Source organism: Pseudothauera lacus, from assembly GCF_003034845.1.
In the GTDB taxonomy this organism is placed as follows: Bacteria; Pseudomonadota; Gammaproteobacteria; order Burkholderiales; family Rhodocyclaceae; genus Pseudothauera; species Pseudothauera lacus.
In genome coordinates this window covers 286,327-309,460 of sequence record NZ_PZKC01000003.1, presented here as the reverse complement: position 1 = coordinate 309,460, position 23,134 = coordinate 286,327, and the positions used below count along the sequence as shown (strand labels likewise).

Annotated in this window: 17 protein-coding genes and 6 tRNA genes; 6 read left to right on the top strand and 17 right to left on the bottom strand. The window is 66.4% G+C overall.

Going from position 1 to position 23,134, the window contains the following annotated elements; all coding sequences use genetic code 11:
- Positions 1-132 precede the first annotated feature (132 nt).
- The 3 genes from C8261_RS05350 to fdxA form a co-directional block, all read right to left on the bottom strand.
- Entirely contained in the window at positions 133-1,812 is a 1,680-nt protein-coding gene (locus C8261_RS05350; RefSeq protein ID WP_107492625.1) for a long-chain-fatty-acid--CoA ligase, read from the bottom strand.
- A 195-nt stretch (positions 1,813-2,007) separates the two neighbouring features.
- Positions 2,008-2,460 (bottom strand): CBS domain-containing protein, encoded by a 453-nt coding sequence (locus C8261_RS05345; RefSeq protein ID WP_107492624.1) that lies wholly within the window; start codon positions 2,458-2,460, stop codon positions 2,008-2,010.
- Positions 2,461-2,548: 88 nt separating this feature from the next.
- Entirely contained in the window at positions 2,549-2,872 is a 324-nt protein-coding gene (gene fdxA, locus C8261_RS05340; protein ID WP_107492623.1) for a ferredoxin FdxA, read from the bottom strand.
- 500 nt (positions 2,873-3,372) lie between these two features.
- On the opposite strand from fdxA, the gene trxA reads away from it, so the two are divergent.
- Positions 3,373-3,699, top strand: coding sequence for a thioredoxin TrxA (gene trxA, locus C8261_RS05335; RefSeq protein WP_107492622.1), 327 nt, complete (start codon positions 3,373-3,375; stop codon positions 3,697-3,699).
- 148 nt (positions 3,700-3,847) lie between these two features.
- Positions 3,848-5,110, top strand: a complete 1,263-nt coding sequence (gene rho / locus C8261_RS05330) for a transcription termination factor Rho (protein ID WP_107492621.1) — start codon at positions 3,848-3,850, stop codon at positions 5,108-5,110.
- A 75-nt stretch (positions 5,111-5,185) separates the two neighbouring features.
- Here rho and C8261_RS05325 read toward each other — a convergent pair whose 3' ends face one another.
- Positions 5,186-6,040: a 3-hydroxybutyryl-CoA dehydrogenase gene (locus C8261_RS05325; protein WP_107492620.1), complete on the bottom strand. Its 855-nt coding sequence runs from the start codon at positions 6,038-6,040 to the stop codon at positions 5,186-5,188.
- 165 nt (positions 6,041-6,205) lie between these two features.
- Here C8261_RS05325 and C8261_RS05320 point away from each other — a divergent pair, with 165 nt between their 5' ends.
- From C8261_RS05320 to C8261_RS05305, 4 genes are all read left to right on the top strand, one after another.
- Positions 6,206-7,522, top strand: coding sequence for a TAXI family TRAP transporter solute-binding subunit (locus C8261_RS05320; protein WP_107492619.1), 1,317 nt, complete (start codon positions 6,206-6,208; stop codon positions 7,520-7,522).
- Between the two features lie 128 nt (positions 7,523-7,650).
- Positions 7,651-12,177, top strand: a complete 4,527-nt coding sequence (locus tag C8261_RS05315; protein WP_107492618.1) for an EAL domain-containing protein — start codon at positions 7,651-7,653, stop codon at positions 12,175-12,177.
- 44 nt (positions 12,178-12,221) lie between these two features.
- Positions 12,222-13,691: a GAF domain-containing protein gene (locus C8261_RS05310; RefSeq protein WP_107492617.1), complete on the top strand. Its 1,470-nt coding sequence runs from the start codon at positions 12,222-12,224 to the stop codon at positions 13,689-13,691.
- 6 nt (positions 13,692-13,697) lie between these two features.
- Entirely contained in the window at positions 13,698-14,300 is a 603-nt protein-coding gene (locus C8261_RS05305) for a biliverdin-producing heme oxygenase (RefSeq protein ID WP_107492616.1), read from the top strand.
- Between the two features lie 34 nt (positions 14,301-14,334).
- On the opposite strand, the gene C8261_RS05300 is transcribed toward C8261_RS05305, so the two are convergent.
- The 13 genes from C8261_RS05300 to C8261_RS05240 form a co-directional block, all read right to left on the bottom strand.
- Positions 14,335-14,411, bottom strand: a tRNA-Asp gene (locus tag C8261_RS05300).
- A gap of 62 nt (positions 14,412-14,473) precedes the next feature.
- Positions 14,474-14,549: transfer RNA gene (locus C8261_RS05295), tRNA-Glu, on the bottom strand.
- Positions 14,550-14,558: 9 nt separating this feature from the next.
- Positions 14,559-14,634: transfer RNA gene (locus C8261_RS05290), tRNA-Ala, on the bottom strand.
- A 101-nt stretch (positions 14,635-14,735) separates the two neighbouring features.
- Positions 14,736-14,812: transfer RNA gene (locus C8261_RS05285), tRNA-Asp, on the bottom strand.
- Between the two features lie 64 nt (positions 14,813-14,876).
- Positions 14,877-14,952: transfer RNA gene (locus C8261_RS05280), tRNA-Glu, on the bottom strand.
- A gap of 13 nt (positions 14,953-14,965) precedes the next feature.
- Positions 14,966-15,041, bottom strand: a tRNA-Ala gene (locus C8261_RS05275).
- 91 nt (positions 15,042-15,132) lie between these two features.
- Positions 15,133-16,491: an FAD-binding oxidoreductase gene (locus tag C8261_RS05270; RefSeq protein ID WP_107492679.1), complete on the bottom strand. Its 1,359-nt coding sequence runs from the start codon at positions 16,489-16,491 to the stop codon at positions 15,133-15,135.
- A 59-nt stretch (positions 16,492-16,550) separates the two neighbouring features.
- Positions 16,551-17,468 (bottom strand): patatin-like phospholipase family protein, encoded by a 918-nt coding sequence (locus tag C8261_RS05265; protein WP_107492615.1) that lies wholly within the window; start codon positions 17,466-17,468, stop codon positions 16,551-16,553.
- Positions 17,465-18,808 carry a 30S ribosomal protein S12 methylthiotransferase RimO gene (gene rimO, locus C8261_RS05260; protein ID WP_107492614.1) on the bottom strand — a complete coding sequence of 448 codons (1,344 nt, stop codon included), beginning with the start codon at positions 18,806-18,808 and terminating at the stop codon, positions 17,465-17,467. Before rimO ends, C8261_RS05265 begins: the two co-directional genes overlap by 4 nt.
- A 74-nt stretch (positions 18,809-18,882) precedes the next feature.
- Positions 18,883-19,464: a polyhydroxyalkanoate synthesis repressor PhaR gene (gene phaR / locus C8261_RS05255; protein ID WP_107492613.1), complete on the bottom strand. Its 582-nt coding sequence runs from the start codon at positions 19,462-19,464 to the stop codon at positions 18,883-18,885.
- A 126-nt stretch (positions 19,465-19,590) separates the two neighbouring features.
- Positions 19,591-20,331, bottom strand: coding sequence for a beta-ketoacyl-ACP reductase (gene phbB, locus C8261_RS05250; protein ID WP_107492612.1), 741 nt, complete (start codon positions 20,329-20,331; stop codon positions 19,591-19,593).
- A 214-nt stretch (positions 20,332-20,545) separates the two neighbouring features.
- Positions 20,546-21,286, bottom strand: a complete 741-nt coding sequence (gene phbB / locus C8261_RS05245; protein WP_107492611.1) for an acetoacetyl-CoA reductase — start codon at positions 21,284-21,286, stop codon at positions 20,546-20,548.
- 105 nt (positions 21,287-21,391) lie between these two features.
- Positions 21,392-23,134, bottom strand: a complete 1,743-nt coding sequence (locus C8261_RS05240; RefSeq protein WP_107492610.1) for a PHA/PHB synthase family protein — start codon at positions 23,132-23,134, stop codon at positions 21,392-21,394.

Here is a 23,134-nt window from a genome sequence, read left to right as displayed (position 1 = left end):
TACGCGTACGGACAGTACTACGGCGAGGACGGAGGCGGTGCGGATCATGGTTCGTTCAGGAAGCTAAGCGAGCCGATATAAACACGAACGGCGATCGATTACAAGCGTTTTCTGCACCGCAGCAGGCTCCGCTCACGCCGTAGCCGCAGGCCCGCCGTCGCGCAGGGCGCGGCGCAGGATCTTGCCGACGTTGGACTTCGGCAACTCATCGCGGAACTCGACGTGGTGCGGCACCTTGTAGCCGGTAAGGTTCTCGCGGCAATGGGCGATCAGCGCCTGCTCGGTAAGCGCGGGGTCCTTGCGCACGACAAAGATCTTCACCGCTTCGCCGCTGCGCTCGTCGGGCACGCCGAGGGCGGCCACCTCCAGCACCCCGGGATGGCTGGCGACGACGTCCTCGACCTCGTTCGGATAGACGTTGAAGCCCGACACCAGGATCATGTCCTTCTTGCGGTCGACCAGACGGATGAAACCGCGCTCGTCCATCACCGCGACGTCGCCGGTGCGCAGGAAGCCATCGGCGGTGAAGACCCGCGCACTGTCCTCGGGGCGCTTCCAGTAGCCGCGCATCACCTGCGGACCGCGCACGCACAGTTCGCCGGGCTGCCCGAGGGCGACCTCGCGGCCGTCGTCGTCGCGGATGCTGATCTCGGTGGAGGGGATCGGCAGCCCGATGGTGTGATTGAAGGCCGGCAGATCGAGCGGATTGATGGTCACTGCCGGCGAGGTCTCGGTGAGCCCGTAGGCTTCCAGCAGGACGTGACCGGTGATCTGATGCCACTTCTCCGCCACCGCTTGCTGCACGGCCATGCCGCCGCCGAGGGCGAGCTTGAAGGCGGAGAAGTCGAGGCGGGCGAAGTCGGGATTGTTGAGCAGGGCGTTGAACAGCGTATTCACCCCGGTGATGACCGTGAAGCGATGCTTGCCGAGCTCCTTGACGAAGCCGGGGATGTCGCGCGGATTGGTGATCAGCACGTTGGTGGCGCCGAGCTTGAAGAAGGTCAGGCAGTTCGCGGTGAGCGAGAAGATGTGGTAGAGGGGCAGCGCGGTGATGATCACCTCGCGCCCCTCTTCCACATAGGGGCCGATCCATGCGTGGGCCTGCTGCAGGTTGCCGATGATGTTGCCGTGGGTGAGCTCGGCGCCCTTGGCAGTGCCGGTGGTACCCCCGGTGTACTGCAGGTAGGCCAGATCGCCGTGTCCCAGCTGCGGACGCTGCAGACGGTGGCGGGCGCCGCGGCGCAGGGCCGCGGAAAAGCTCAGATGACCGTCGATGCGCCACGCCGGCACCATCCTGCGCACCCGGCGGACGACAAAATCGACCAGCAGACCCTTCACGCCGCCGAGCAGTTCGCCCAGGCTGGTGACCACCACGGTGCGCATCGGCACCCGCGTCAGCACCTGCTGCAGGGTATGGGCGAAGTTCTCCAGGATGATGATGGTGTCGGCCCCGGAGTCGCGCAACTGGTGTTCAAGCTCACGGGCGGTATACAGCGGATTGACATTCACCACGGTGCATCCGGCACGCAGGGCGCCGAACATGGCCACTGGATACTGCAGCACATTGGGCATCATCAGCGCCACCCGCGCGCCGCGCTGCAGGCCGAGTTCGCCCTGCAGGAAGGCCGCAAAGCGTTCGCTGAGCACATCGAGCTCGGCGTAGCTGAGGGTCTTGCCCATGTTGACATAGGCAGTGCGCGCCCCGAACTTGCGCGTCCCCTGTTCGAACAGATCGGCGAGCGAGGCAAACTCGCTCATGTCGATTTCCGCAGGTACCCCAGGGGGATAGCTGTTCAGCCAGACCTTTTCCAAGTTGTCTCCTCCTCGTGTTGGAAATGAATGCCGGCCGCCTCATGCAGCCATGGCACCGCCCTCCCGAGGCGATACGGAGCCACCGTCACCGGCGTCTCCGTCTTCCAACCGGACCGGGCTTCGGAGGCCCCGATCCGCCACACCCCAGCCCGGACGCCCCCCTGCGGCTCCCGGCGGGTGTGCCTGCCGGCCTTCTCAGGCCTGTTCGCCAGCCTCTGCGGGCCAGTTGCGAATGTAATTCTTGAGCATGCGGTTCTCGAAACTCTGCTCTTCCAGCACCGCCTTGGCAACATCGTGGAAGGACACCACGCCGAGCAGCGTGCCTTCGTCCATCACCGGCAGGTAGCGCTGCCGGCGGTCGACCATCATGCGGCGCAGTTCATCCATCTCCATGTTCGGCGAGGCGCTCTGCGGATCGCGCAGCATGGCCTGCTCGACGGTGCTCTTCTGCCAGTCGGCACCGCCGCCATGGACCGCACCGAGCACCTCACGGAAGGTGAGCATGCCGGTCATGCGCCCCTGGTCGAAGACTACCAGGGAGCCGACGTCCTGCTCGGTCATGATCGCCACCGCCTCAGCCAGACTGCGCCCCGGCGCAATGGTGTACAGCACCTTGCCCTTGATGGCGAGAATTTCGCTGACCAGCATCTGTTAGTCCTCTTGCATGAACCCGGATTGATCGATGCGCCATATTAGTGCATTTGCGCCGGCGGCGGGAAGCCGCCGGGCATTGCCCTCAGCGCTTCAGCTCACCGAGCTTGTCCTTCACCGCCGCCCATTCGTCGGCATCGGCAAGCGGCTCGCGGCGCTCCACGATGGGTTTCCACTGGCGCGCCAGCTCGGCATTGAGGGCGATGAAATGACGCTGCCCGTCAGGCACGTCGTCCTCGGCATAGATGGCCTCGACCGGGCATTCGGCCACGCACAGCGTGCAGTCGATGCACTCATCGGGGTCGATGACGAGGAAGTTGGGCCCTTCGCGGAAACAGTCCACCGGGCACACGTCCACGCAGTCGGTGTACTTGCAGCGGATACAGGACTCGGTCACCACATAGGTCATCAGTGCTCTCCGTCGGTATGATCCTAGAAACCGCAGTTGATCGCTTCCAATGGTCTTGAATGCCACGCAAAGCCAGGGAGACGCGCCTTCGACGGCGGTCACCCGATGGGTGAGTCTGCTACGTGCCCGATTGCACATCTGGCGCGTCGCCTGGCTGCGTTGCTCCTCCTTGCAGGGAGCAACCATGCCGCGTCGTCGCGCCTTGCCAGACGACGCGCCAGACGCACACTCGAACACGTCCAACTGCGGTTTCTAGGATGATTGGACCACCTCTGCGGGCGGTCTGCGCACACCATATTAAGCAGGCCATCGCATTTTTGCCACGTCCGGGCACGCACAAGGCCTTCAGCGCCCGGATTTTCTTGACGTGCGGCCCCGCTTCGCATAAGTTTCGCAAAACTTCCCGAGGGGTGTGCGCCTGCCGCCCCCTCCGGCGCAGCCGACCGGCAACGCCCCCAAGATCCCGATCCGCGATACACCCCCATTTCCTGCGAGGAACCATGAGCGAGCACATCCATTACGTGACCGATGGCAATTTCGAGTCCGAGGTCCTGCAGTCGCAAACCCCCGTGCTGGTCGACTACTGGGCCGAATGGTGCGGCCCGTGCAAGATGATCGCCCCCATTCTCGACGATGTTGCCAAGGAATACGCCGGCAAGCTCAAGGTTGCCAAGCTCAACATCGACGAGAACCCGGACACCCCGGCCAAGTTCGGCATCCGCGGCATTCCCACCCTGATGCTGTTCAAGGCCGGCAACGTCGAAGCCACCAAGGTCGGCGCCCTTTCCAAATCTCAACTGACCGCCTTCATTGACAGCAATATCTGACCCCGTGACGGCGGAAGAAGTCCTTCCGCCCCCCTCCAGCGGCGCCGCCCGGCCTCCCCGCCGTTCCACCCGGCGCCGCGATGACACCGCCGCAACCGCGCCCGTGTCGCCCGATTCACCCACCGCCGCGTCCACCCCGCCCGTTGCCATGCACCTATCGGAGTTAAAGGCTCTCCACGTCAGCCAGCTGCTGGAGATGGCCGTCGCCAACGAAATCGAGGGCGCCAACCGCCTGCGCAAGCAGGAACTGGTCTTCGCACTGCTGAAGAACCGTGCCAGGAAGGGCGAACCGATCTACGGTGACGGCGCCCTGGAGGTACTCTCCGACGGCTTCGGCTTCCTGCGCTCGCCGGAAGCCTCCTATCTCGCCGGCACCGACGACATCTATGTCTCGCCGTCGCAGATCCGCCGCTTCAACCTGCACACCGGCGACACCATCGAGGGCGAGATCCGCACCCCGAAGGAAGGCGAGCGCTACTTCGCCCTGGTCAAGCTCGACAAGATCAACGGCCGCCCGCCCGAAGAGTGCAAGCACAAGATCCTCTTCGAGAACCTCACCCCGCTGCATCCCAACGAGTGCCTGAAGCTCGAACGCGACATGCGCGGCGAGGAGAACGTCACCAGCCGCGTCATCGACATGATCGCGCCGATCGGCAAGGGCCAGCGCGGCCTGCTGGTGGCACCGCCGAAGAGCGGCAAGACGGTGATGCTGCAGCACATTGCCCACGCCATCACCGCCAACCACCCGGACGTCACGCTGATCGTGCTGCTGATCGACGAACGCCCCGAGGAAGTCACCGAGATGCAGCGTTCGGTGAAGGGCGAGGTGGTCGCCTCGACCTTCGACGAACCGGCCACCCGCCACGTGCAGGTCGCCGAGATGGTCATCGAGAAGGCCAAGCGCCTGGTCGAGCACAAGTGCGACGTGGTCATCCTGCTCGATTCGCTGACCCGCCTGGCGCGCGCCTACAACACCGTGCAGCCGGCCTCCGGCAAGGTACTCACCGGCGGCGTGGACGCCAACGCACTGCAGAAGCCGAAGCGCTTCTTCGGCGCCGCGCGCAACATCGAGGAAGGCGGCTCGCTGACCATCATCGCCACCACGCTGATCGACACTGGCAGCCGCATGGACGACGTGATCTACGAGGAATTCAAGGGCACCGGCAACATGGAGCTCCACCTCGACCGCCGCATGGCCGAGAAACGCGTCTACCCGGCGATCAACGTCAACCGCTCGGGCACGCGCCGCGAAGAGTTGCTGATGAAGTCCGACTCGCTGCAGAAGGTGTGGATCCTGCGCAAGCTGCTGTACGGCATGGACGACATCGACGCGATGGAATTCCTCCTCGACAAGGTCAAGGCCACCAAGAGCAACGCCGAGTTCTTCGACGCCATGCGCTCCGGGCGCTGAACGCCCCGACGGGCGTCGAAAAGAAAGCCACCCGCGGGTGGCTTTCTTGTTTTCTGGCCGATTGCTCGGCCGCACTTACTTGCCGTAGTCGAAAAAGCCCTTGCCGCTCTTGCGGCCCAGGTAGCCGGCCTCGACCATCTCCACCAGCAGCGGTGCGGGACGGTACTTGGGATCCTTGAAGCCCTCGAAGAGCACCTGCATCACCGCCAGCTCGACGTCCAGGCCGATCATGTCGCACAGCGCCAGCGGACCGATGGGGTGGTTGCAGCCGAGCTTCATCGCCTCGTCGATCTCGGCCGCCGTGGCCAGACCTTCGCCGAGCGCGAAGATGGCCTCGTTGATCATCGGGCAGAGCATGCGATTGACCACGAAGCCCGGGCTGTTCCTGACCTGCACCGGGGTCTTGCCGATGGCCCGGGACACCGCCTCGACCGCCGCATAGGTGTCGTCGGAGGTCTGCAGGCCACGGATCAGCTCGACCAGTGCCATCATCGGCACCGGGTTGAAGAAGTGCATGCCGATCACCTGCCCGGCGCGCGCGGTGGCTGCGGCCAGCTTGGTGATGGAGATCGACGAGGTGTTGCTGGCGATGATCGCCCCGGGTTTGGCCACGGCGTCGATCTGGGCAAAGATCTTCAGCTTCAGGTCGAGGTTCTCGGTAGCCGCCTCGATGATCAGGTCGCAGTCGCCGAGGCTGGCCAGCTCGGTGGTGGTGGCAATGCGCGCCAGCGCGGCGGCCTTCTCGTCCGCAGTCATCTTCTCCTTCTTGATCAGACGGTCGAGGCTCGCCCCCACCGTGGCCAGGCCGCGCTGCACGGCAGCTTCGGCAATGTCGCTCATCACCACCGCAAATCCCGCTACCGCGAAGGCCTGGGCGATGCCGTTACCCATGGTGCCGGCGCCAACCACGCCGATCTTGCTGATAGTCATTGCTACTCTCTCCCCTTGATGGACGGACAAGCGCAGCGGCTGGGTTCTCCATACCGATGCGTATGGAGAAGGACTGTAGCGCAAAGCGGCCACGCTGCGCCAGCCCTCTGCGCACGGGCGGGGCAACGCATGGACAGGCGCGCGGGCAGCGGCTAACCTGCGTCCATGAGTCCTTACGCATGGCTGCGCCAGCAATCCCGGCTGATCTTCACCCTTGCCCTGCTCGGCACCGTTGCCGCGCTGGCCGTGGCGTTCTGGCTGCTGTTCCACTTCGTCCGTCCGGCGCCGCCGCGCACCGTGGTCATCAGCGCTGGCGCCGAAGGCGGTGCCTATGCAATGTTCGCCGCACACTACCGCGATGCGCTGGCACGCGACGGCGTCGAGGTGCTGATCCGCCCCTCGGCGGGGGCGGTGGACAACCTGCGCATCCTGAAGACCAGCACGGACATCGACCTCGGCTTCGTGCAGGGCGGCATCGCCAACGAACCCGAATCCACCGACCTGATGCTGCTCGGCAGCATGTACGTCGAGCCGGTATGGATCTTCCACCGCCTCCCCAGCCCTGCACCGACCCGCCTCAACGCCCTTGCAGGACGCCGCATCGCGGTGGGCAGTGCGGGCAGTGGCACGCAGCTGCTCGCCCTGCAGCTGCTGGGGCTTGCCGGCGTGCCCATCGATGCCGCAAACCTGCTGATGAGCGACAGCCAGAGCACGGCCGACGCCCTGCTCGCCGGCGAGATCGACGCCGCCTTCGTCGTCGGCGCACCGGAGGCGCCGGCCGTCCGGCGCCTGCTCGACGCCCCCGGGATCGCGCTGCTCGACCTCGCCCACGCCGACGCCTACGTCCGCCGCCTGCCCCACCTTACCGCGCTGACCCTGCCCGCCGGCGCCATCGATCTCGCCAGCGTGCGTCCGGCCGCCGACGTACGCATGCTCGGCGCTACCGCCAACCTGGTCGCCCGCGCCGATCTCCATCCCGCCATCGTCAGCCTGCTGATGCTCGCCGCACGCGACATCCACGGCCAGCCCGGGCTGTTCCAGGGCATCGGCGAGTACCCCCAGCTGCGCACCAACGAACTGCCCCACAGCCCCACTGCGCGCCGCTTCCTCGATTCCGGCCCGCCGCTGCTGCAGCGCTACCTGCCGTTCTGGATAGCGGTACTGGTCGATCGCCTGCTCGTCGCCCTGCTGCCGGTCATCGCCCTGCTGATTCCCCTGCTGCGCATCGCCCCCGCCCTCTATGCCTGGCGCATGCGTTCGCGCATCTACCGCCTGTACGGCGAGCTGAAATTCCTCGAACGCGACATTGCCGACAGCTTCGAGCCCGCGCGCGGCGAGGACTATCTCGCCCGCCTCGACCGCATCGAGGACCAGGCCAACCGCAAGCGCGTGCCGCTGGCCTTCACCAATGAGCTGTACACCCTGCGCGAACACATCCAGCTGGTGCGCCGCAGCCTCGCCCACAAGCTCACCGGCGGGTGAGAACAAAATCACGCATTGCTAGTCAATTAGTCGTATCTGATGCATGACACGGCGGCAGCCCTTGATTATGCTGGGAGGCGCCTGCCGAATGCCCGGCCCGATACCCGCTTGACTACTCCCCCTGGACGATGACCGACGCCCCCGGCACCAACCCGCACACCAGCACCCCGACGCCCACGGTCGTCGCCATCGGTGCATCCGCCGGCGGCCTGGAGGCCCTCACCCTGCTGATCCGCGGCCTGCCCGCCGATCTCGGTTACAGCTACGTCATCGCCCAGCACATGTCGCCCCGCCACCGCAGCATGATGGCGGAAATCCTCGGGCGCGAAACGGCGATGCCGGTGGGCGAGATTCAGGATGGCGAACTGCCGCTTGCCGACCACATCCACATCGTTCCACCGGGGCACAACCTGGTGTTCCGCAAGGGCGCCTTCCGCCTTCTCGTCACCTCACCGGAGATCTCCCCCAAGCCCTCGATCAACCTGCTCTTCCAGGCACTGGCCGAACACGGCGAGGACCGCGCGGTCGGCATCGTCCTCTCCGGCACCGGCTCCGACGGGGCTGCGGGCATGCGCGCCATCAAGGCCGCCGGCGGGATCACCTTCGCGCAGGCGCCGGAAACGGCGAAATACGAAGGCATGCCGATGTCGGCAATCGAATCGGGGGTGGTCGACCACGTGCTGCCGCCCGAGCAGATCGGCAGCGAGTTGTTCCGCCTCATGCGCGGCCCCAACCTGACCCGCGATGTCGCCGTCTGGCAGGAGCGCCCGCCCGAGCTCGAACGCATCTTCGAACTCGTCCAGGCGCGCTGCCGCATCGATTTCTCCGCCTACAAGCTATCCACCGTGCTGAGACGCCTGCAGCGCCGCCTCATCGCCACCCACTGCGAGGGACTCGATGCCTACCTCGAACACGTCGGCAACTATCCCGAGGAGCTCGATGCCCTGGCGCGCGAGACCCTGATCTCGGTAACCGAGTTCTTCCGCGACCGCGAGGCCTTCCGCGCCCTTGAGCGCCATCTGCGCGAACTCGTCGCGGGCAAGGATGCGCAGGACGAGGTGCGCATCTGGTCGGTGGGCTGCGCCACCGGCGAGGAGGCCTACTCGCTCGCCATGCTCGCCGCCGAGCAGATGGGCGAGCGCTTCCTCGCCGGACGCCTGCAGGTCTTCGCCACCGACATCGACAACGACGCCCTGGCCTTCGCCCGCAGTGCCAGCTACAGCGCCGCCGCGCTGGCGGAACTGCCGCGCGAGTACCTGGAGAAGTACTTCCAGCCCTGCGAACGCGGCTACGAACCGGTCAAGGCCCTGCGCGACTGCGTGGTCTTCGCCCGCCAGGACGTCACCGCCGACCCGCCCTTCCTGCGCGTCGACCTGGTCTCCTGCCGCAACGTCATGATCTATTTCAACGCCTCGCTGCAGGCCAAGGTCCTCGGTGTGCTGCACTACGCGCTGCGCGAACCGGGGCTGCTCTTTCTCGGGCGCTCTGAGACGGTGACGCAGAAGGAGGAGCTGTTCGCCCCCCTCGACCGCCGCAACCGCATCTACAAGCCGCGCAAGGGCAAGCAACCCGCCAGCATCCCCGGGCGCGTGGTGCGCGGCCACCTCGGCAGCATCGGTGCAGCACATGCCGTGCGCCCCGACACCAGCGCGGAACGCAGCTTCCTCGCCATCCTGGCGCGCCACTATGCCAGCGCCGGGATGCTGGTCGATGGCAACGGCCAGATCCTTCACAGCCACGGCAACGTCAGCCGCTTCATGGAGTTCCCCTCCGGCACGCCGGAACTCAACCTCACCCGCATGGTGGTCTCCGAACTGCGCCAGGAGGCGCTTACCACCCTGCACCGCGCCCAGCGCAAGGGCGCCGTAGCCTGCAGCCGCCGGCGCCGCATCGCCAGCCTCGGCGGCGAAGCCTGGCGGATGCGGGTGATCCCCGCGGCCGGTGGCGATCCCGCGCTCTTCGCCGTGGTCTTCGAAAACAGCGCGGCGGACGGCCAGGATGATGCCGCCGACAGCGCCCTGCCCGTAGCCGGCGAGACCGAAGCCGAACTGCAGGCCACCCGCGAGCACCTGCAGACCATGCTCGAGGAGATGGCCTCCTCGAACGAGGAAATGCAGGCCCTCAGCGAAGAGGTGCAGGCCGCCAACGAGGAACTGCAGGCCACCAACGAAGAGCTCGAAGCCACCAACGAGGAGTTGCAGGCCACCAACGAGGAACTGATCAGCGTCAATGAAGAGAGCCTGATCAAGTCGGCCGAACTGGCGGCGATCAACGCCGACTTCGAGAGCATGTACAACACGCTCGAGTTCCCGGTGCTGGTGTTCGATGCCGAACTGCAGGCCAAACGCGCCAACGCCGCGGCAATACGCGATTTTTCCCTGCCGCTGAGCCTGACCGGCAAGCACGTCGGCCAGTTGCGCCTGCCTCCGCCGCTGGACAGCCTCGAAGAGCGCCTGCTCGGCGTGCTCGCCGAGCAGCGCCCGGCACAGTTCACCGCCACCCATGAGGGCCGCACCCTGCAGGTCTACCTCACCCCGACCAGCAGTCACGGCGGCAATGCCCAGGGCGTGGTGGTGGTGGTGATCGACCAGACCGAACTGATACATGCCGCCGAGAGCCTGCGCGAAAGCCAGGAGCGCCTGCTGGCGATCATGAACCACTCGACCTCGATCATCGCCCTCAAGGACACCGCCGGGTGTTACCAGTTCGTCAATCAGCGCTTCGTCGAGCTCACCGGGCTTGACGCCGAAGCGGTGATCGGCCGCAGCGACGCCCAGATCTTCCCCGCCCGCCTGGCGCAGGCCCTGCGCCGCGGTGACCTGCAGACCATGGCGGAACTGGACAACGTTGCCAGCACCGAAAGCGTGCAACTCGGCGCGCGCGAGCTGTGGTTCGAATTCCTGCGCTTTCCGGTGTTCGACGCCAGCGGCGTGATCCGCGCAGTGTGCACACAGGCCACCGACATCACCCACCGCCGCCACGCCGACGAGCAGCTGCGCCTGGCCGCCAAGGTCTTCGACCGCTCCGGGGAAGCCATCGCGATCACCGATGCCGAGGCGCGCATCATCACCGTCAACCAGGCCTTCACCGACATCACCGGCTTCACCTTCGAGGAGGCCATCGGCCAGACCCCGGCCCTGCTCAAGTCCGGACGCCACAGCAAGGAGTTCTACGATTCGATGTGGCGGGGCCTGTCCGAGCAGGGCTGGTGGCAGGGGGAGATCTTCAACCGTCGCAAGAACGGCGAGATCTACCCCGAATGGCTGACCATCAATGCCGTCCATGGCCAGGACGGCAGACTGCAGAACTACGTGGCGATCTTCAGCGACATCACCGCGATCAAGAGTTCGCAGCGCCGCATCGAGTACATGGCCACCCACGACGAGCTCACCGGCCTGCCCAACCGCAGCCTGCTGCTCGACCGCCTCAAGCACGGCATCTCCACCATGCAGCGGCGCAAGCGCAAGCTCGCGGTGTTGTTCATCGATCTCGACAACTTCAAGAACATCAACGACAGCCTCGGCCACGACATCGGCGACCTCCTCCTCAAGGAAGCCGCCCAGCGCCTGCAGCGCTGCGTGCGCGATGCCGACACCCTCGCCCGCATCGGTGGCGACGAGTTCGTCGCCCTGCTGGCCGAGGTCGACATCGCCGAACTCAACCGCATCGCCACCCGCATCGTCGATTTCCTTTCTGCCTCGTTCGCCATCCGCGACCACCAGCTCTTCGTCTCGGCGAGCATCGGCATCAGCGTCTTCCCTGCCGACGGCGAAGACAGCAGCACCCTGCTGAAGAACGCCGACACCGCGATGTACCGCGCCAAGGAACGCGGCCGCAACCAGTACCAGTTCTTTGCCGAAGAGATGAAGGTCGTCGCACTGCAGCGCCTGACCCTCGAAACGGGGCTGCGCCAGGCCATCGCCGGACGCCGCTTCCGGGTGGTCTACCAGCCGCAGGTCGAACTCGACGGCGGCCACATCGTCGGCGCCGAAGCCCTGCTGCGCTGGCACGACCCCCATCTTGGCGAAGTTTCGCCGGCGATGTTCATCCCTGCCGCCGAGCGCGCCGGGCTGATCGGCGCCATCGGCACCCTGGTGAACGAGATGGTGATCACCCAGATTGCCGCCTGGCGTGAGGAGGGACTGCAGCCGCCGCGCATCTCGGTCAACGTCTCTGCCCACCAGTTGCGCGACGACAACTTCGCCGGCCACATCCTCGATCTCCTCGACCGCCACGGCGTACCCGCCGACCTGCTGTGCGTCGAGCTCACCGAGAGCGTCTTCATGGAGTCCTTCGATGCCACCAAGGCGCTCCTCGCCGGACTGGAAAAGCACGGCATCACCATCAGCATCGACGACTTCGGCACCGGTTACTCGTCGATGGCCTATCTCAAGCGCCTGCCCATTCACGAACTGAAGATCGACCGCAGCTTCGTCGACGGCATCGGTGAAGCCGGTGACGACGGCGCCATCACCACCGCCATCATCCGCATGGCCCAGTCGCTTGGGCTGGCGGTGATCGCCGAAGGGGTGGAAAACGAGATCCAGGCCGATCTCCTGCGCAGCACCGGCTGCGTCTTCGCCCAGGGCTTTCTCTTCCACCGTCCGCTGGAAGCCGACGACTTCGTCAGGCTGTTACGGCGCCCGGCGGGCTGAGCGCCCACCTGCCGCATATCGAACCACCTCTCCCGCTTCCTACCATGAACCGCTACCAGGAACTGCTCGCCGGCTGCGAAGCCGAACAACTGCATCGCTCAGGTGCCATCCAGGGCTGGGGCACGCTGCTGTGGATCGACGCGGCCAACGGCCTCATCACCCATGCCGCCGCCAATATCCGCGACTACCTCGCCCTCGATCCCGCGCAATGCTGCGGGCAACCTGCGTCCAGCCTGCCCTGGCTGGGCGCCGAACTCGCCGCCCTGCCAGCAGAAAACGGCGCCAGCCGTCAGACCACCCTGCCCGACGGCATCGAAGCCCGCCTGCTGCGTGCCGAGCACGGCGTGGCGGTGGAGCTGGAGCGCGAGGAGCCCGTTGCCGACGACCTTGATCTGCACGCCCTGCAGCAGGGCATGCTGCGCATCCCCGCCAGCGAGGCTGACCTGCAGGCCTACGGCAATGCCCTGGTGGCCGGCATCGCCAGGCTGAGCGGCTTTCACCGGGTGATGCTGTACCGCTTCCACGACGACTGGTCGGGCGAGGTGATTGCCGAACAGACCACCCCCGATCTGGGCAGCTACCTCGGCCTGCGCTTTCCGGCCAGCGACATCCCCGCCATCGCCCGCAGACTGTACCTGATCAACGACTGGCGGCTGATCGCCGACACCCGCGCCGCCGCGGTCGCCCTGCAGGGCCGCACACGCGCCGCGGACGACGTCGACCTGAGCCGCTCCGACCTGCGCAGCGTCTCTCCGGTGCACCTGCAGTATCTGGCCAACATGGGGGTGCACGCCTCCTTCTCGCTGCCCGTGCGGGTGGCTGGACAGCTCTGGGGGCTGGTGGCCTGCCATCATCTGCAGGCGAAATACATCGGCGCCCGGCGGCGGCGGGCCTGCGCCGCACTGTCGTCGGCCTACGCGCTGGGCCTGTCGTCCTTCATCGCTGCGCGCCGGATGCAGAGCATCGACCGCCTTGACCGCCGCGTGGACAGCATCCTCGAGCGCATCGCCAGCCACGACAACCCCCTCGACGGCATCGACAGCTGTGGCGAAACCCTGCGCCAGGCAATCGATGCCGAAGGCTTTGCAATGGCCATTGGCGACGAGGTGGCGCTGTTCGGCAGCACCCCGGCACTCGACCAGATGGCGCAGATCGACAGCTGGTTCCTGTCGCGGCCGGAAGAACCCCTGTACGCCACCGACCATCTCGGCAGCATCTTTCCCAACCAGCCCGTGCTTCTCAGCGTCGCCAGCGGCATGATGGCAATCAAGGCCAACTCCGCACGCTCGGGCTTGATCCGCTTCTACTGGTTCCGCCCCGAGGAGCCGACGCAGATCATCTGGGCAGGCAATCCCAACAAACCGGAGCCCGAAGACGCCGGCGCAGTGATGCTCTCGCCGCGGCGCTCGTTCGAAAAATGGGTCGAGGTACGCAGCGCCCACAGCCGCCCGTGGAGCAACGAGGAGCGCATGGTGGCGGCGAAGTTCCGCAACTACCTGCTGCGCTGGCTGTAGTCCAGGATGGTGAACTGCCCCATCACCGCAACCGCGCTGCCACCGCTCGCCCTCGCCTTGCGTGCGGCAACGCGGGCCGCGCATCAACGCCTCGATCACCATCCACGCCTGCAGCCGCTCACCGCCAGGGATCTGCCCGCGGAGCGCTACGCCGCCGCCCTCGCCGCACTGCATGGATTGCTCAAGGGCACCCAGGACGCCCTCGCCCCCCGCCTGCGCGCCACCACCGCCTACGATCCGGCAGCCGCCTTCCGCTGCGAGCTCATCGCTGCGGATCTCGCCCAGCTCGGCGGCAGCGTCGGCCAGCCTGCGCACATCCGCGCCGCTGCCGACGACGCCAGCGCCGCCGGCATGCTGTATGTCGTCGAGGGCAGCGCCCTCGGCGCGCGCAGCATCGCCCGCCACCTTGCCGCCCGCCATCCCGCCCTGCCGCGGCGCTATTTCGATGCCCACGCCGAGCACGGCGCGCAGCGCTGGCCGGCATTCTGGCACTGGGCCGCGCAGGAAACGGCCGCCCCGCAGGGAAGCGCGCGCGCCTGCGCCGCCGCGCTGGCGCTGTTCGACAGCTACGTGGACTACCTGGACGGGGTGGACGCGCAGCAGAAATGAAAACGGGAGCCTGAAGGCTCCCGTTTTCATTTGGTGGCGGAGTGGACGGGACTCGAACCCGCGACCCCCGGCGTGACAGGCCGGTATTCTAACCGACTGAACTACCACTCCGCGCTGACCTGCGCCGGCATCGCTGCCGGTTTGCTTGCCTGCTTGCAGCAGGCTCGCCATGTTGGCGTCCCCACGGGGATTCGAACCCCGGTTATCGCCGTGAAAGGGCGGTGTCCTAGGCCTCTAGACGATGGGGACCTAATCTATTGGTGGAGGTAAGCGGGATCGAACCGCTGACCTCTTGCATGCCATGCAAGCGCTCTCCCAGCTGAGCTATACCCCCAACAGAGTCGAAGATTATAGCAAGCGGCAAACGCCACCGCAAGCTTTTGCCGTAGGATTTCTCTTCCGGCGCCATGCCGGACCTGCCTGCATGGGTGAAACTGGCGGAGTGGACGGGACTCGAACCCGCGACCCCCGGCGTGACAGGCCGGTATTCTAACCGACTGAACTACCACTCCGCGCTGACCTGCGCCGGCATCGCTGCCGGTTTGCTTGCCTGCTTGCAGCAGGCTCGCCATGTTCTGGCGTCCCCACGGGGATTCGAACCCCGGTTATCGCCGTGAAAGGGCGGTGTCCTAGGCCTCTAGACGATGGGGACCTATTACTTTCGTTGGTGGAGGTAAGCGGGATCGAACCGCTGACCTCTTGCATGCCATGCAAGCGCTCTCCCAGCTGAGCTATACCCCCGTGGCGAAAGAGCGCGCATTATATGAACAGCTTTTGACGCTGTAAAGCGCTTCCCGGAAGTTTTTTCGCCCCCGGCAAAAAAGCCCTGCGCTCACAACAGTTTGCCCGGATTCATCAGCCCCCGCGGATCGAGCGCCTGCTTGATGCGCCCCATCAGTTCGAGCTCGAGCGCGGATTTGTAGCGCGGCAGTTCGCCGCGCTTGAGCTGGCCGATGCCGTGCTCGGCGGAGATGGAGCCGCCAAAGCTGGCGACGAGGTCATGGACGATGCGGTTGACCTCGGCGCTGCGCGCCAGCAGGGCGGAGTTGTCCTCGCCCTGGGCATGGGAAAGGTTGTAGTGGAGGTTGCCGTCGCCGAGGTGGCCGAAGGCGACGATGCGCACGCCCGCCCAGCGCTCCTGCAGGGCCGCGTCGGCGGCAGCCAGAAAGGCCGGAATGCGGCTCACCGGCACGGAAATATCGTGCTTGATGCTGAAGCCCTCGATCTTCTGGGCCTCCGAGATGTTTTCGCGCAGCGCCCACAAGGCTTCGGCCTGACTGAGGCTGGCGGCCAGCGCGGCATCGCCGATCAGGCCCTCTTCGAGAGCGGCGCCGAGGACGGCGGCGAGCTGCTCGTCGAGCGCCGCAGCGGGGTCGGCATCGGCGAGCTCGACCAGTACCGACCACGGGGCGGGCCGGGCAAGTGGCGGGCGGGCACCGGGAATGTGGCGCAGCACCAGTTCCAGTGCGCTCGCGCCGACCAGTTCGAAGGCGCACAAGCGCTCACCGGCCGTGGCACGCAGACGCCCGAGCAGAGCCACCGCGGCCCCGGCATCGGCGACCGCCAGCCAGGCTACGGCACGCCGGCGCGGGCGCGGAAAGAGCTTCAGCACCGCTGCGGTGATGATCCCCAGGGTTCCTTCGGCACCGATGAAGAGGTGCTTCAGATCGTAGCCGGTATTGTCCTTGCGCAAGCCGCGCAGACCGTCCCACACCCGTCCGTCGGGGAGGACCACCTCCAGCCCGAGGGTCAGCTCGCGCATGTTGCCGTAACGCAGCACATGCACGCCGCCGGCATTGGTGGACAGATTGCCGCCCACCATGCAACTGCCCTGCGAAGCCAGGGCGAGCGGAAAGAGGCGGTCGGCTGCGGCTGCGGCATCCTGCAGCGCTGCCAGCGTGCAGCCGGCCTCGACCTCGATGGTGTCGTTGTCGCCATCGACCGCCCGCACGCGGTTCAGGCGCGCCAGCGACACCACCACTGCGGCGCCGTCGGCGAGCGGCGTGGCGCCGCCGCAGAGACCGGTGTTGCCGCCCTGCGGCACCACCGCGACACCCGCGGCGCTGCACGCTGCCACCACCGCGGCGACCTCCGCGACCGTGCCCGGCCGCAGCACCGCGCGCGCGCGCCCGTGATAGCGCCCGCGCCAGTCGCTGCAGTAGGGCTCCACTGCGGCCGCTGCGGTAAGCATGTTGGCGGCACCGACGATGTTCGCCAGATCGTCCAGGAACACGCTGCCGGACAAGCTCCTCACTCCTTGCCGAGGGCGTGGCGCAGTTGCGGCAGGGCGCGCTCCACCGCCGCCCGCCCTTCGGCGATGGCCTCGCTGGCGTGATCGAAGTCGAGCAGGTTGAGCTGGGCGACGCGCGGGGTGATCAGCACCTCCGCGGGGTCGCCGGCGAGCCGGCTGCGGGCGATGCGCATCTGCATGATGTTGATGCTGTTGGTGAGGATGGCGGCCAGCGACGGCAGGCTGGCCGCCTCTGCCGCAGCCTCGCCATTGCCCAGCCCGACCATGCCCAGCAGGCGCTGTCCCCAGTTGTCGGCGGGAATGTCGTGGGCGGACTTGCGACGCCGGCTGCGACCGACCAGGTCGGTGCCGACATCGACGGCAATCACCACCTCGGCACCCAGCGCCCGGCACAACGACACCGGTACCGGATTGACCAGGCCGCCGTCGACCAGCACCCGCCCGTCGCGCAATTGCGGCGAGATCAGACCCGGCAGGGCGATCGAGGCACGCACGGCGTCGGCAACGCTGCCTTCGCGCAGCCATACCTCGCGGCCGGTGTCGAGCTCGGTGGCAACGCAGGCAAAGGGCAGGCGCAAGCCGTCGAAGCGCTCGGCGAAGTAGCTGCCACCCAGATGCTGCATGAGCTTGTCGCCACGGATCAGCCCGCCCTTGAGGCCGATGTCGAACATCGCCAGCACGGCCTGCCAGTCGAGCCCCTCGGCCCAGGCCTGCAGGGCGCGGTGACGTCCGCTGGCATAGGCACCGCCGACCAGCGCACCGATCGAGCAGCCGCACACCAGGTCGATGCCCACGCCCTCGGCCTCAAGCGCCTCGATCACGCCCAGGTGGGCCCAGCCACGCGCCGCACCACCGCCCAGCGCCAGACCGACCAGCGGGCTGCGGCTCTGCTTCCGGGCGATGGCGAGGTCGATCATGCGCCGCCCTGCTCCACCCGTTCGGCGTAGAGGTCGTGGATGTCGCAGTCGGTGATGCGCACGCGCACGAAGTCGCCGACCTCGAGATCCTCGCCGTCGGGAATGATCACCAGACCGTCGATCTCCGGGGCGTCACCGGGCGAGCGCGCCAGCGCGCCGTCTTCGTCGACCTCGTCGACCAGCACGGTCATCTCGCTGCCGATGCGTGCCTCCAGGCGCTGGGTGGAGATATCCTCCTGGAAGGACATCAGGCGCATGCGGCGCTCCTCGCGCACCTCGGCGGGCACCGCAGCGGGCAGTTCGTTGGCCGCCGCGCCCTCCACCGGGGAATAGGCGAAGGCGCCAACGCGGTCGAGCTGGGCCTCGTCGAGGAACTGCAGCAGTTGCTCGAAATCGTCCTCGGTCTCGCCCGGGAAACCGGTGATGAAGGTCGACCGGATGGTCAGTTCGGGACAGATGCTGCGCCACTTGCGTACGCGTTCGAGGACGTTCTCGGCATTCGCGGGACGCTTCATCGCCTTCAGGATGCGCGGACTGGCATGCTGGAAGGGTACGTCGAGGTAGGGCAGGATCTTGCCCTCGGCCATCAGCGGAATCAGTTCGTCCACGCTGGGGTAGGGGTAGACGTAGTGCATGCGGATCCAGATCCCCAGCTCGCCGAGCGCGCGGGCGAGGTCCAGCAAGCGCGTCCTGACCGGCTTGCCGCCCCAGAAACCGGTGCGGTACTTGACGTCTACGCCATAGGCGCTGGTGTCCTGGGAGATCACCAGCAGTTCCTTGACGCCGGCTGCGGCGAGGGTCTCGGCCTCGCGCATGACCTCGTGGATGGGCCGGCTGACGAGATCGCCGCGCAGCGACGGGATGATGCAGAAGGTGCAGCGGTGGTTGCAGCCTTCGGAGATCTTCAGGTAGGCGTAGTGCGGCGGCGTCAGGCGCACGCCCTGCGGCGGCAGGAGGTCGATGAAGGGGTGATGGGGCTTGGGCAGGTGCTTGTGCACGGCCTGCATCACTTCCTCGGTGGCATGCGGGCCGGTCACCGCCAGCACCTGCGGATGCGCGGCGAGCACGACGTCGTCGCGCGCGCCCAGACAGCCGGTGACGATGACCTTGCCGTTCTCGGCGAGCGCCTCGCCGATGGCTTCGAGGGATTCTTCCACTGCGGCGTCGATGAAGCCGCAGGTGTTGACGACGACGAGATCGGCCTCGTCGTAGCTGGGGGAGATTTCGTAACCTTCGGAACGCAGGCGGGTGAGGATGTGCTCGGCGTCGGAACTGGCCTTCGGGCAGCCGAGCGACACGAAGCCGACCCGCGGCGCGTCCTGGTTGATCTGTGTATTCATGCTCTGACGGGGATATGGACGGGCGGGCACGGTGCTGCGGCGGCGACGCCCACAAGGGGCGCCGTCGCCGGCGCTCAGTTGCCCGAGCCCTTGCCGGGGGTGCCCTTGCCGCCCTCTTCAGCGTTGTAGCCGGGGAACTGCAGGCCGGTGAAGATGTTGCGGGTCTGGCTCTCGATCTGTTCCTGCATCTGCTGGAACATCTTCTTGCTCTGTTCTACGTAGGCGCCCATCATGCTCTGCATGGCCGGCCCCTGGAAGTTGAGGAACTGCGCCCACAGGTCCTGGTTCATCGGGCTGTTCTCGCCATAGATGCTGCGCGCCTGTTCCTGCAGCTTGGCCTGCATGTCGGTGAAGGCCTTGATGTTGTTCTCCAGGTACTTGCCCATCATCCCCTGCATGGCGTTGCCATAGAAGCGGATCATGTGGGCAAGCAGGTCACTGGTGAACATCGGCGCACCGCCGGCCTCTTCCTCAAGGATGATCTGCAGCAGGATGCTGCGGGTGAGATCCTCGCCGGTCTTGGCGTCGACCACCTGAAAATCCTCGTTCTCCAGCACCAGATCCTTGACGTCGGTGAGGGTGATGTAGGAGCTGGTCCGCGTGTCGTAGAGGCGGCGATTGGGATACTTCTTGATCAGACGCACTTTGTCCGGCATTTTCAGCGATCTCCTCGGGGCGGTGTTCCGCACTGTAATTGGGCACGATTATACCGCGCTGCGCAATAAAAAACCCCGCCACAGGGCGGGGTCGTGCGCCGGCGCGGCGATGCCGCCGATGCGGCATCAGCACATGTGCAGACCGCCGTTGATGTTGATGGTGGCGCCGGTGATGTAGCCCGCCATCTCGGAGGACAGGTAGGCGCACAGCGCGCCGATTTCTTCCGGCTTGCCGAGGCGCTTCATCGGCACGGTGTCGATGATGCCCTGACGGATGTCGTCGCGGATCGCCATCACCATGTCGGTGCCGATGTAGCCCGGGGCCACGGCATTGACGGTGACACCCTTGGTGGCCAGTTCGGCCGCCAGCGCCTTGGTGAAGCCGAGCACGCCGGCCTTGGCGGTGGAGTAATTGGTCTGACCGGCCTGACCCTTGACGCCATTCACCGAGGAGATGTTGACGATGCGGCCCCAGCCGCGCTCGGCCATCTTCGGCGAGACGTGGTGGGTGACGTTGAAGAGGCTGTTGAGGTTGGTGTTGATCACCGCATCCCACTGGCCCTTCTCCATCTTCGGGAAGAACTTGTCGCGGGTGATGCCGGCGTTGTTGATCAGCACGTCGATGGGGCCGACTTCGGCTTCGATCTTCTCGATCATGGCCTTGCAGGAATCGTAGTCCGATACGTCGCCTTCAGCGGCGACGAAGTCGAAACCGAGGGCCTTCTGCTGGGCCAGCCACTCGTCCTTCTGCGGAAAGTTCGGCAGGCAGTTGGCGACGACCTTCATGCCATCCTTGGCCAGCGACTGGCAAATGGCGGTGCCGAGGCCGCCCATGGCGCCGGTCACGAGTGCGACTTTCTGAGTCATTATCGAATCCTCTTGCTGCAGTTGGTTTGAAGTTCCGGTGAGTGCCGGGCACGCCCGGCGACACCTCCACGAGAACGCTGCGACGCCGCTGCAAGCCGGCGCGTGCGCTGGATTATAAACACTTTCGCTTCAGCTTGTTGCGTCGCAAAAAAGAACACAGGCGGCCGCCCGCAAACGCGGGCCGGCCGCCTGTGTGGCGGTGCTGCAACGCGGCTCAGAACATGTGCTGGCCGCCGTTGATGGAGATGTTGGCGCCGGTGACGAAGGCGGCCTCCTCGGAGGCCAGATAGGCCACCAGACCGGCAATCTCCTCGGGCTTGCCGAGCCGCCCGGTGGGAATCTGCGGCAGGATCTTGGAGTCGAGGATCTCCTGCGGAATGGCCATCACCATCTTGGTGCCGATGTAGCCCGGCGAGATGGTGTTGACGGTCACCCCGCTGCGCGCCACCTCCAGCGCCAGCGCCTTGGTGAAACCGTGCATGCCGGCCTTCGCGGCGGAGTAGTTGGTCTGTCCGAAGGCGCCCTTCTGGCCGTTCACCGAGGACACGTTGATGACGCGCCCCCACTTGCGCTGCACCATGCCGTCCATGACCTGCTTGGTCATGTTGAAGACGCTGTCGAGGTTGGTGCCGATGACCGCATCCCAATCTGCCTTGGTCATCTTCTTGAAGGTCATGTCGCGGGTGATGCCGGCATTGTTGACCAGCACGTCGACCGGCCCCACCTCACGGGTGACGGTCTCCACGCACGCCTTGGCGGATTCGAAATCGGCCACGTCGCAGGGATAGCCCTTGAAGCCGTAGCCCATGTTGTTCATCGTCTGCAGCCATTCGGCAGCCTTGGTGTTGCCCGGCGAATGGGTGGTGACGACACGATAGCCGAGGGCCGCAAGCTTGATGCAGATGGCCTCCCCCAGGCCGCCCATGCCACCGGTCACGAGTGCGATTCTGGACATCTTTTTCTCCTCTCCCGTTGTATTGTCTGTCTCTGTGGAGGGCTTGCTGAAGGCACGGCGGCTTCCCCCCGACCACTGCCGCCGGCCTGATGGCGATCCGGCCGTTCAGGCGCGCGCCTTGACGTAGCGCCCGGGGGCCGGTTCGATGGCTTCGTACTTCGTGCTCCCCAGCCGCCCGCGCGCAGCGACCTGCTTGCCGCCGTACGCACGCAGCCACTGGGTCCAGTGCACCCACCAGCTGCCGGGTTGTTCGCTGGCGCCGTCGAGCCATTCGTCGGGATCGGCGGCACCGCCCTCGCTCACCCAGTAGCTGCGGCGGTTCTTGCTCGCCGGGTTGATCGCCCCGGCGATGTGGCCGCTGGCGCCAAGCACGAAGGTGGTATCGCCACCGAGCAGGTTGCGCGACAGGTAGGCACTCTTCCACGGCACGATGTGGTCCTCGCGCGCTGCCATGAGGTAGGCCGGCGCATCGACCTTGCCGAGATCGACCTTCACTCCGAGCATCTTCAACCGGCCGGGCACGCGCAGATTGTTCTCCAGGTACATGTTGCGCAGGTACCAGGTCAGGAAGGGCCCCGGCAGGTTGGTGGCGTCGGAGTTCCAGTACAGCAGGTCGAAGGCCTCGGGCTTCTTGCCCTTCAGGTAGTTGCCGACCACGTACTGCCACACCAGATCGTTGGCGCGCAGCGCGGAGAAGACGTTGGCCAGCTCCTGGCCCTTGAGCAGCCCGCCCTTGCCGATCGCCGCTTCGCGGGCGGTGACGCTGGCTTCGTCGACCAGGCAGCCGAGCTCGCCGGCATCGGCAAAGTCCAGCAGGGTGGTCATCAGCGTGAGGCTGGAGACCGGATCCTCGCCACGCCCGCGTGCCACTGCCAGCGCCGAGGTGAGGATGGTGCCGCCGACGCAGAAGCCCAGCACGTTGGGCTTCTTGACCCGGGTCACCGAGCGCACCACGTCGAGCGCGGCCAGCGGACCCTTTTCAAGGTATTCGTCCCAGGTGGCGTGGGCCTCGGTGCGCCCGGGGTTCTTCCACGACACCAGGAAGACCGTGAAGCCCTGCTCGACGACGTAGCGCACCAGCGAGTTGTGCGGCTGCAGGTCCATGATGTAGAACTTGTTGATGCACGGCGGCACGATCAGCAGCGGCACCTGGGCGACCTTGTCGGTCAGCGGCGCGTACTGGATGAGCTGCATCAGGTCGTTCTCGTAGATCACTGCGCCGGGAGTCACGGCAAGATTGCGCCCGACCTCGAAGACCGTCTCGTCGGTCATCGAGATGCGTCCCTTCTCGAGATCGGCGAGCATGTTGCGCACGCCCTGGGTGATGCTCTCGCCCTTGGTCTCCACCGCCAGCTTGATGAACTCCGGATTGGTGGCGGCGAAATTGGTCGGCGCAAGGGCGTCGATGTACTGGCGGGTGAGAAACTGGATGCGCGACTTGGCACGGCCGTCGGCGATCGGCATGTCGTCGGCGACCTTGCGCAGCAGGCCGGCATTGAGCAGGTAGGCCTGGCGGATGTAGTCGAAAACCGGGCTCTGCGACCATTCAGGGGCGCTGAAGCGGCGGTCGCCAGGCTCCGGTGCCACCACCGCGGGAGCCTCCTCGCCAGGCTTGCGCGCCATCATCGACGACCACAAGGCGGCGTGACGCTCGGCAAACTCCTTCTGCAGACTGGCCAGACGCTCGCCATCGGGCAGCGGCAGCGCAGGCGCCGCCTTGCCGCTGGAATCGAGCATCGCCGCATGCTGGGTGGCGAGCATCTGGAAGAAATTCTGCGCCATGGCCTGGCCAAGCTGGGCCAGGCCCTGAACACCGGCGCCCTGCTTTTGATCACCGCTTTCCGACAT

Excerpts from the sequence above, each read along its gene's own strand:
- C8261_RS05345 (WP_107492624.1), bottom strand. The coding sequence starts at position 2,460 with ATGCTGGTCAGCGAAATTCTCGCCATCAAGGGCAAGGTGCTGTACACC.
- trxA (WP_107492622.1), top strand. The coding sequence starts at position 3,373 with ATGAGCGAGCACATCCATTACGTGACCGATGGCAATTTCGAGTCCGAG.
- phbB (WP_107492612.1), bottom strand. The coding sequence starts at position 20,331 with ATGACTCAGAAAGTCGCACTCGTGACCGGCGCCATGGGCGGCCTCGGC.
- C8261_RS05240 (WP_107492610.1), bottom strand. The coding sequence starts at position 23,134 with ATGTCGGAAAGCGGTGATCAAAAGCAGGGCGCCGGTGTTCAGGGCCTG.
- C8261_RS05265 (WP_107492615.1), bottom strand. The coding sequence starts at position 17,468 with ATGATCGACCTCGCCATCGCCCGGAAGCAGAGCCGCAGCCCGCTGGTC.
- fdxA (WP_107492623.1), bottom strand. The coding sequence starts at position 2,872 with ATGACCTATGTGGTGACCGAGTCCTGTATCCGCTGCAAGTACACCGAC.
- C8261_RS05315 (WP_107492618.1), top strand. The coding sequence starts at position 7,651 with ATGACCGACGCCCCCGGCACCAACCCGCACACCAGCACCCCGACGCCC.
- rho (WP_107492621.1), top strand. The coding sequence starts at position 3,848 with ATGCACCTATCGGAGTTAAAGGCTCTCCACGTCAGCCAGCTGCTGGAG.
- C8261_RS05325 (WP_107492620.1), bottom strand. The coding sequence starts at position 6,040 with ATGACTATCAGCAAGATCGGCGTGGTTGGCGCCGGCACCATGGGTAAC.
- phbB (WP_107492611.1), bottom strand. The coding sequence starts at position 21,286 with ATGTCCAGAATCGCACTCGTGACCGGTGGCATGGGCGGCCTGGGGGAG.
- phaR (WP_107492613.1), bottom strand. The coding sequence starts at position 19,464 with ATGCCGGACAAAGTGCGTCTGATCAAGAAGTATCCCAATCGCCGCCTC.
- C8261_RS05305 (WP_107492616.1), top strand. The coding sequence starts at position 13,698 with ATGGTGAACTGCCCCATCACCGCAACCGCGCTGCCACCGCTCGCCCTC.
- C8261_RS05320 (WP_107492619.1), top strand. The coding sequence starts at position 6,206 with ATGAGTCCTTACGCATGGCTGCGCCAGCAATCCCGGCTGATCTTCACC.
- rimO (WP_107492614.1), bottom strand. The coding sequence starts at position 18,808 with ATGAATACACAGATCAACCAGGACGCGCCGCGGGTCGGCTTCGTGTCG.
- C8261_RS05310 (WP_107492617.1), top strand. The coding sequence starts at position 12,222 with ATGAACCGCTACCAGGAACTGCTCGCCGGCTGCGAAGCCGAACAACTG.
- C8261_RS05270 (WP_107492679.1), bottom strand. The coding sequence starts at position 16,491 with ATGCTTACCGCAGCGGCCGCAGTGGAGCCCTACTGCAGCGACTGGCGC.